Here is an 8205-nt window from a genome sequence, read left to right as displayed (position 1 = left end):
CGGAGAACTACTACGCGCGCTCGCGGCCCCGGTTCGCATCGCCATCGTGCTGCAGGACAGCGATGCGGCTACCGCGACCGAGCCGATCGCAGAAGCGCACACCGATTTGCCCGAGCATCTGCGGCGTGTGCACATGATCGGCATCGGCGGCGCGGGCATGTCGGGTATCGCCCGGATTCTGCTGTCGCGCGGCGGCATGGTGTCGGGGTCCGACGCCAAGGAGAGCCGTACCGTGCTGGCGTTGCGGGCGCGTGGCGCGCACGTGCGCATCGGGCACGACGCGGGCGCGCTGGATCTGCTGCCCGGCGGGCCCACCGCCGTAGTCACCACCTACGCGGCTATCCCCAAGACCAATCCCGAACTGGTGGAGGCACATCGGCGCGGGGTGCCCGTGCTGTTGCGCCCGGCCGTGCTGGCCTCGCTGATGGAGGGCCACAAGACCCTGCTCGTGTCGGGCACGCACGGCAAGACCTCGACCACCTCCATGCTGGTGGTGGCGTTGCAGCACTGCGGATTCGACCCGTCCTTCGCCGTCGGCGGCGAGCTCAACGAGGCGGGCACCAACGCCCACCACGGCACCGGCGGCATCTTCGTGGCCGAGGCCGACGAGAGCGACGGGTCGCTGCTGCAGTACGCGCCGGACGTCGCGGTGGTCACCAATATCGAATCCGACCACCTGGATTACTTCGGTACCGACGAGGCGTATGTCCAGGTCTTCGACGACTTCGTGGACCGGCTCGAAAAGGGCGGCCGCTTGGTGGTGTGCCTGGACGATCCGGGTTCGCTGGGCTTGGCGCGGCGGTCGGTCGAGAAGCTGGCCGACGACCCGCGCGGCATCCAGGTGATCGGTTACGGCTCCGGCGATTTCACCGAGACCGGGGTGCCGGTCGGCGCGCAACTGCTGTCGTTCGAACCGCGTGACGTCGGCGGTGTCGCGGTCTTCCAACTCTCCGACGAGCCCGCCCCGCGCACCCTGCGCCTGTCGGTGCCCGGCCGCCACATGGCCCTCAACGCGCTCGGCGCGCTGCTGGCCGCGCGCGCCACCGGGGCCGATATGGGCGAGATCATCCAGGGGCTGGAGGGTTTCGGCGGCGTGCACCGCCGCTTCCAGCTCACCGGACGCGAGAACGGCGTGCGCGTCTTCGACGACTACGCCCACCATCCGACCGAGGTGCGCGCGGTGCTGTCGGCCGCCGCCGAACTGGTCGCCCAGGAGGCCCGCGACGGCGCGCGTTCGCGGCCGGGCCGGGTGATCGTGGTCTTCCAGCCCCACTTGTACAGTCGCACCGCCACTTTCGCGACCGAGTTCGGCGACGCCCTGTCGCTGGCCGACGAGGTCGTGGTGCTCGACGTGTACGGTGCGCGCGAGGAGCCGCTGCCCGGCGTGAACGGTGCGCTGGTGGCCGGCGCGGTCACCAAACCCGTGCACTACCAGCCGGATATGTCGCGCGTCGGCAAGCAGGTGGGTGCGCTGGCCCGGCCCGGCGACGTGGTGATCACCATGGGCGCGGGCGATGTGACCATGCTCGGCAGCCAGATCCTCGACGGCCTGCGCGCCCGACCCAGCCACGGGCGGTGAGCACGCATGAGCTCGGGTGGGGGAGTGGACGGTCCGGCGACGCCGGAGCCGGACGAGGACGACTGGGACGACGGGGATCCGGCGGAGTCCGCCGCGGCTGAGTCCGATTCGGCTGAGCCCGAAGACATCGTCGAGACCTCCGCGGCCCGGCGGGCCCGGCTGCGCCGCGGCCGCGCGCCGCGCGAATCGCGGCTGCGTGATGCCTGGCGGTCGCGCGGGATCCGGTTCGGGGTGCCAGCCGGTGTGCTGGTGCTGGTCGCATTGGGACTGGTCGCGTGGTTCACCCCGCTGCTGGCCGTCCGCACGGTCCGTATCGAGGGTCTGACCGCCATTCCGGAACAACAGGTTCAGGAAGCGCTGCAGATGCCCGAGGGTCGATCGATGCTGCGGCTGGACACCGACGCGCTGGCCGAGCGGGTATCGCGACTACCCAAGGTCCGTTCGGCGCGCGTGCAGCGCGAATTCCCGTCCACCGTCCAGGTGACCGTGGTCGAACGCACCCCGGTGCTGTATTTCGACAGCCCGGAAGGGACACACCTGCTCGATTGCGACAGCGTGGAATTCGCCATCGAGCCGCCGGGACCCGGAGTGCCCAAACTCATTACCGACCATCCGGGCGGTTCGGATCCGGTGACCAAGGCCGCGGTCGCGGTCATGGCCGCCATGCCCGTGGCATTGCGTGATCAGGTGGGCGTGGGAGCGGTTGTGGCCCGCTCGGTTTCGGATATTGCCCTGGAGTTGCGTGACGGGCGTACCGTGCTCTGGGGAGGGACGGTGGACTCGGCGCGCAAGGCGGCGGTCGTCGGACCCCTGCTTTCCCAGCCGGGCAAGGTATTCGATGTTTCGAGTCCGAATCTGGTCACGGTAAAGTGAGCGATACCCATTGGGCCGCCGAAATTTTCGGTGGTTTGCCGGAAGGGCACCATCGGTTCCGATCCAGGACCGGAGGGCAACCGTCCACGATACGATGCTCGGGTGGGTCGGACGAGGCGAATCACACAAGATTCTGACACTCGTTTCGGCGCGCCTGCGCAAGTAACGCGGTGGCTGCGAATACCGTTCCGCACCAGTCGGATACTTGACATAACGCTGAAGCTGTGGTTGAGGGTTTATCGGACCGAGACCAAAGCGCCGGGGTTTTGCCAGTAGCCGAAGACGACAAGCTGTTTCAGATCGAAGGAAGGCGAGAGCCCATGACGCCCCCGCACAACTACCTTGCTGTGATCAAGGTCGTCGGTATCGGCGGCGGCGGCGTGAATGCCGTCAACCGGATGATCGAACAGGGACTCAAGGGAGTCGAGTTCATCGCCGTCAACACCGACGCGCAGGCGTTGTTGATGTCCGATGCCGACGTGAAACTCGATGTCGGCCGTGAACTCACCCGCGGCCTCGGCGCCGGCGCCGACCCGGAGGTCGGCCGCAAGGCCGCCGAGGACCACAAGGACGAGATCGAGGAAGTCCTCAAGGGCGCCGACATGGTCTTCGTGACCGCGGGCGAGGGCGGCGGCACCGGCACCGGCGGCGCGCCCGTCGTGGCCTCGATCGCCCGCAAGCTCGGCGCGCTCACCATCGGTGTTGTCACGCGGCCGTTCTCGTTCGAGGGCAAGCGCCGCAGCAACCAGGCCGAGGCGGGCATCCAGGCCCTGCGCGAGTCCTGCGACACCCTCATCGTCATCCCCAACGACCGGCTGCTGCAGCTCGGCGACGCGGCCGTCTCGCTGATGGACGCCTTCCGCTCCGCGGATGAGGTGCTGCTCAACGGTGTTCAGGGCATCACGGACCTGATCACCACCCCGGGTCTGATCAACGTCGACTTCGCGGACGTCAAGTCCGTCATGTCCGGCGCGGGCTCGGCCTTGATGGGCATCGGTTCCGCACGCGGCGAGGGCCGTTCGGTGAAGGCGGCCGAGGCGGCGATCAATTCGCCGCTGCTGGAAGCCTCCATGGACGGCGCGCACGGCGTGCTGCTCTCGATCGCGGGCGGGTCGGATCTCGGCCTGTTCGAGATCAACGAGGCCGCCTCGCTGGTGCAGGAGGCGGCGCACATCGAGGCGAACATCATCTTCGGTACGGTCATCGACGATTCGCTCGGCGACGAGGTCCGGGTCACGGTGATCGCGGCCGGATTCGACGGCAGCGGCCCGGCCCGGCGCATCGAACCCGCGGTCAGCCGGTTCACCAGCGGCAGCGGCACCGCGACGGCCTCGGCCGGATCGGTAAGCCGCACCGGCGATTACGCCCCGGCCCGCGCCGCCGAGCCCGCCCGCGCCCCCGAACCGGCCCCGGCTCCGGTCACCCAGGCCCCGCCGGTGGCCGAGCGCGGCCCCGCGCCTTCCTACAGCCCGCCGCGTCCGACCACGGTCGACCCGACCATCGGCAGCAACTCCCGCAACCACATCCAGCCCCCGGACGCCGATGACGACGACGTCGACGTCCCGTCCTTCATGCGGCGATAAGTCCAAGCGCCCGTAAGGGATTCATCTCACACCGCGCCCGCTCCGCACATGGAGCGGGCGCGGTGGCGTTCCGGCGGTGGTGTGTTTCGGGTAGCCCGCCGATGGCTACTACCCTCGATGTCATGACTTCCGCTGCACCGCTGTTCCGAACCCGGCGAGTGACCACCACCCGCGCGGGCGGATTCTCGCAGGCTCCCTACGACTCGTTCAATCTGGGCGACCATGTCGGGGATGATCCGGAGGCGGTGCGGCGCAATCGGGTTCGGCTGGCGGAGAGTCTCGGGCTGGCGCCGGATCATCTGGTGTGGATGGAACAGATCCACGGACGCAACGTGGAGATCGTGGACGGTCCGCGCGCCGAGCCGGTGCCTGCCACGGATGCGCTGGTGACCACCCGGCGGGATCTGGCGCTGGTGGTGCTGAGCGCGGACTGCGTGCCGATCCTGTTGTCGGATGACGAGGCGGGCGTGATCGCGGCCGTGCACGCCGGGCGGATCGGGGCCAGGATCGGGATCGTGCCGAAGGTGTTGGAGGCCATGGTGTCGGTGGGCGCGCGGCCCGAGCGCATCGGCGCGTTCCTCGGCCCGGCGGCCAGCGGTCGCCAGTACGAGGTGCCCGCCGCCATGCGCGCCGATGTCGAGGCGCATCTGCCGGGCAGCGCGACCACCACCGCGAAAGGCACGCCCGGTCTGGATCTGCGCGCGGGCATCCGTCGCCAGCTGGAGGCGGCCGGGGTGAGCGGCGTGGCCGTGGATCCGCGATGCACCATCGAGGACAAGACCCTGTTCTCACACCGGCGCGGCGCGCCGACGGGGCGACTCGCCGGTGTGATTTGGATGTCATCCGAGGGAGTTTCAGAATGACCGAAAGTTTTACGGCCGCAGCGGGATCCGATGCGACGGGCGTCACGTCCGCCACCGGCCGCGCCGATGAGCTGGAGAGCTCCCTCGCAGCGCTCATCGAGCGAATCGCCGCAGCGTGCCGCGCCGCGGGCCGCGATCCGGGGGAGGTGCGGCTGCTGCCGGTCACCAAGTTCTTCCCCGCCTCGGATATCGAGATCCTCTATCACCTCGGCCGCCGCGAGTTCGGTGAGTCCCGCGAGCAGGAGGCCGCCGACAAGGTGGCGCAGCTGGGACACCTGTCCCAGATACGCTGGGAATTCATCGGGCGGCTGCAGCGCAACAAGGCGAAATCCGTTGCACGCTGGGCCGATACCGTCTACTCGGTGGACAGCGACCGGCTCGCGAGCGCCCTCGAGGCGGGCGCGAAGGCGGCCCTGGACGACGGCACCCGCAGCACCCCCTTGCGCGTCCTGTTGCAGGTGTCCCTGGACGCCGATCCCGCGCGCGGCGGTGTCCGCGACGCCGCGCTGCACGCGCTCGCCGATCAGGTGGCCGCCTCGGAATCACTGCAGCTCGCGGGCCTGATGGCGATCCCGCCGCTGGATGTCGACCCCGATGTCGCCTTCGAGCAACTTGCCCGCATCCACGCCGCATTAACGACCGACCACCCCGCTGCGATCGAACTGTCGGCGGGCATGTCCGGCGACTTGGAGTCGGCGGTCCGCCACGGCAGCACCTGCGTGCGTGTCGGTACTGCCCTGATGGGCGCGCGACCGATAACCTCGGCGTAGCAAAGAAACCTCACCAGTCACATTTGAAACATATGCTTGGTGGCTAACGAGGTCTGAGCAGGACAACACCCCAGGCCAACCGGGGCCGAAGGAAGGTCGACCAGATGAGCACGCTGCATAAGTTCAAGGCGTACTTCGGGATGGTTCCGCTCGAGGATTACGAAGACGATTACGTCGACGACCGCGGAGCCACCCGGAGCGCCGATGAGCGTGGGCAGCGTCGTCCTCGGCCCTATGCCGAACGCGAGCGTGAATACGACCGATACGGCGAGGACCGCTACGACGACGAGCCCGCGTACGAGCCGTCGTACAAGGCCCCTTACAAGCCGGCCTACAGCGCGGCCTCGCGCCGTGACGACTACGCCGACGACGCCCGCGAGCGCGATCACCGCGACCGCTACGACGCCGACGACCGTTACGAGCCGACCCGTCGTCCGACCCGCATCGACACCGCCCCGTCCAGCCGCACCCGGTCCGTGGGCGGCGGTGCGCCCATGGTGCGCGGCAGCACCCGCGGCGCGCTCGCGATGGACACCGACGCGGAGCGTCGCATTGAGGATCTGCGGGAGCAGGAGCGCCGTATCGAGGCGGCCCGCCGTCCCCAGATCTTCGAGGACGGAGGCACCTTGTCCAAGATCACGACGCTGCGCCCGCGCACCTACGCGGAGGCGGCCATCATCGGTGAGCGCTTCCGTGACGGCACCCCGGTGATCATGGATCTGGTCGAGATGAGCAACTCCGACGCCCGTCGCCTGGTGGACTTCGCCGCGGGTCTGGCCTTCGCCCTGCGTGGTTCGTTCGACAAGGTGGCCACCAAGGTGTTCCTGCTGTCGCCCGCCGACGTGGACGTCTCCGCCGAGGAACGCCGCCGCATCGCCGAGAACGGCTTCTACAACCAGAAGTAAGAGCCCACTCTCGGGACTCTCAGGGGCGGGGAACCCCTGATGGACACCCGAGAGTAGGGTCGGACCAAAAGTAAACCAAGGCAACGAGTTCCGTTGCGTATACGGGGGTTGCGACTTTGTCGCGGGGGAATGTTGGGGGAGTCTTGCGCCCGAGTTGTCGGGTATCTGAGTGTCACGATCTGTGGTGGTGCCGTCCCGACCCGCTTGTGGGCAGCGGTGATACGGCAGCGGCCCAGCTGTGACCGGCGCGATCAGTGTTTCTATTTTGCTGATCATGAGATCTGAGGCAGAGTGGTGCGGTGGCCGTGTTCCCGGTGTTGAACCTACTGCTGTTCCTCTTCTGGCTGCTGCTGATCAGCCGGGTCATCGTCGAGTTCATCCGCAGCTTTGCGCGAGACTGGCGGCCGACTGGCTTCGTGGTGATCATCCTGGAGATGATCTTCACGGTCACCGACCCCCCGGTGAAACTTCTGAGGCGTTTGATACCCCCAGTGAATCTTGGGGGAATTCGGCTCGATCTGTCCATTATGGTCCTGCTTTTCATCGTCTTCATCTTGATGACGATCACGGGCCAGGCAGGGCAGTCGATAGCTCAGGTGTGACAGAATGGGCCGAAAGAATGCTTGCCCAGATCTACCGCTAGATCTCCATACGAAGCGTGAAGGGATCGTTCCATGCCGCTGACCCCCGCCGATGTGCATAACGTCGCGTTCAGCAAACCGCCGATCGGGAAGCGCGGATACAACGAGGACGAAGTTGACGCCTTCCTCGACCTGGTCGAGCAGGAGCTCTCACGCCTCATCGAGGAGAATGCTGATCTTCGCCAGCGCGTTGCCGAGCTGGACGCGGAACTGGCTGACGCCAAGAAGAATCGGGGCCCCGCGGTCCAGACCGTGAAGCAGCCGATCGCGCCGGAGCCCATCAAGGCCGCCCCGGTCGCGCCGCCTGCTCCGATGCCCGCGCCGGTCCCCGTCGCCCCCATCAAGCAGGAAGCGCCCTCCGCGGACGCCAATCTGCAGGCCGCCAAGGTGCTTTCGCTGGCCCAGGAGATGGCCGACCGCCTCACCTCCGACGCCAAGACCGAGGCCGAGCAACTGCTGGCCAACGCCAGAGCGAACTCGGAGCGACTGGTCAGCGACGCACGGACCCGCTCCGAGGCCATGATCGCCGACGCCCGCCAGAAGGCCGAGGCCATGCTGTCCGACGCGCAGACCCGCTCGGATTCGCAGCTGCGCCAGGCCAAGGAGAAGGCCGACGCTCTGCAGGCCGACGCCGAGCGCAAGCACACCGAGATCATGGCCACCATCACGCAACAGCGCAGCGTGCTGGAGAGCCGCATCGAGCAGCTCAAGACCTTCGAGCGCGAATACCGTGTGCGCCTGAAGTCCTACCTGGAATCGCAGCTGGAGGAGCTGGAGAACCGTGGTTCGGCGGTCCCGGTCGACGGCGGCGAATTCGGTCAGGACGCGTCCGGCAACGGCGCACTTCTCAAGGGCAGCAAGTAAAGTCGTAACTACGGCCTGCGATGCCGCCAGGTCCCGGGCGTTTGCCCGGGGAATGCGGTGTCGTCGCCAACCTTTCGAGTCCTCCGGTGGCTGCCGCCATCGAAGCCCAACGAGGGGGAGGTGCACT

The 8205-nt window shown here is 67.9% G+C and carries 8 protein-coding genes; all 8 read left to right on the top strand.

All coding sequences use genetic code 11. From position 1 onward, the window contains the following. The first annotated feature begins 133 nt into the window (after positions 1 to 133). The 8 genes from murC (at position 134) to wag31 (ending at position 8078) form a co-directional block, all read left to right on the top strand. Entirely contained in the window at positions 134 to 1579 is a 1446-nt protein-coding gene (gene murC, locus ACWELQ_RS30160; protein WP_452400423.1) for a UDP-N-acetylmuramate--L-alanine ligase, read from the top strand. A gap of 6 nt (positions 1580 to 1585) precedes the next feature. Beyond that, complete coding sequence (locus ACWELQ_RS30155; RefSeq protein ID WP_452400422.1) at positions 1586 to 2452, top strand: cell division protein FtsQ/DivIB; 867 nt, start codon at positions 1586 to 1588, stop codon at positions 2450 to 2452. Between the two features lie 320 nt (positions 2453 to 2772). After that, positions 2773 to 4035, top strand: a complete 1263-nt coding sequence (gene ftsZ / locus ACWELQ_RS30150) for a cell division protein FtsZ (protein ID WP_452400421.1) — start codon at positions 2773 to 2775, stop codon at positions 4033 to 4035. Positions 4036 to 4157: 122 nt separating this feature from the next. Continuing rightward, positions 4158 to 4898 (top strand): peptidoglycan editing factor PgeF, encoded by a 741-nt coding sequence (gene pgeF, locus ACWELQ_RS30145; protein ID WP_452400420.1) that lies wholly within the window; start codon positions 4158 to 4160, stop codon positions 4896 to 4898. Continuing rightward, positions 4895 to 5668: a YggS family pyridoxal phosphate-dependent enzyme gene (locus ACWELQ_RS30140; protein WP_452400419.1), complete on the top strand. Its 774-nt coding sequence runs from the start codon at positions 4895 to 4897 to the stop codon at positions 5666 to 5668. The genes pgeF and ACWELQ_RS30140 overlap by 4 nt, the downstream gene beginning before the upstream one ends. Positions 5669 to 5772: 104 nt before the next feature. Then, on the top strand, positions 5773 to 6573 hold the full coding sequence (locus ACWELQ_RS30135) for a cell division protein SepF (RefSeq protein WP_452400418.1): 801 nt from the start codon (positions 5773 to 5775) through the stop codon (positions 6571 to 6573). Between the two features lie 299 nt (positions 6574 to 6872). Further along, positions 6873 to 7175, top strand: a complete 303-nt coding sequence (locus tag ACWELQ_RS30130; protein ID WP_379364274.1) for a YggT family protein — start codon at positions 6873 to 6875, stop codon at positions 7173 to 7175. A 72-nt stretch (positions 7176 to 7247) separates the two neighbouring features. Beyond that, positions 7248 to 8078 carry a DivIVA-like cell division protein Wag31 gene (wag31, locus tag ACWELQ_RS30125; protein ID WP_452400417.1) on the top strand — a complete coding sequence of 277 codons (831 nt, stop codon included), beginning with the start codon at positions 7248 to 7250 and terminating at the stop codon, positions 8076 to 8078. The last annotated feature ends 127 nt before the right edge of the window (positions 8079 to 8205 follow it).

The organism is Nocardia sp. NPDC004722, from assembly GCF_053601505.1.
The sequence above is the reverse complement of the archived record's forward strand: the minus strand, read 5'-3'. Positions and strand labels throughout refer to the sequence as shown.

What these genes read in the sequence shown, in the direction of transcription:
- ftsZ (WP_452400421.1), top strand. Translation starts at nt 2,773, where the DNA reads ATGACGCCCCCGCACAACTACCTTGCTGTGATCAAGGTCGTCGGTATC.
- ACWELQ_RS30155 (WP_452400422.1), top strand. Translation starts at nt 1,586, where the DNA reads ATGAGCTCGGGTGGGGGAGTGGACGGTCCGGCGACGCCGGAGCCGGAC.
- pgeF (WP_452400420.1), top strand. Translation starts at nt 4,158, where the DNA reads ATGACTTCCGCTGCACCGCTGTTCCGAACCCGGCGAGTGACCACCACC.
- ACWELQ_RS30140 (WP_452400419.1), top strand. Translation starts at nt 4,895, where the DNA reads ATGACCGAAAGTTTTACGGCCGCAGCGGGATCCGATGCGACGGGCGTC.
- wag31 (WP_452400417.1), top strand. Translation starts at nt 7,248, where the DNA reads ATGCCGCTGACCCCCGCCGATGTGCATAACGTCGCGTTCAGCAAACCG.
- murC (WP_452400423.1), top strand. Translation starts at nt 134, where the DNA reads ATGATCGGCATCGGCGGCGCGGGCATGTCGGGTATCGCCCGGATTCTG.
- ACWELQ_RS30135 (WP_452400418.1), top strand. Translation starts at nt 5,773, where the DNA reads ATGAGCACGCTGCATAAGTTCAAGGCGTACTTCGGGATGGTTCCGCTC.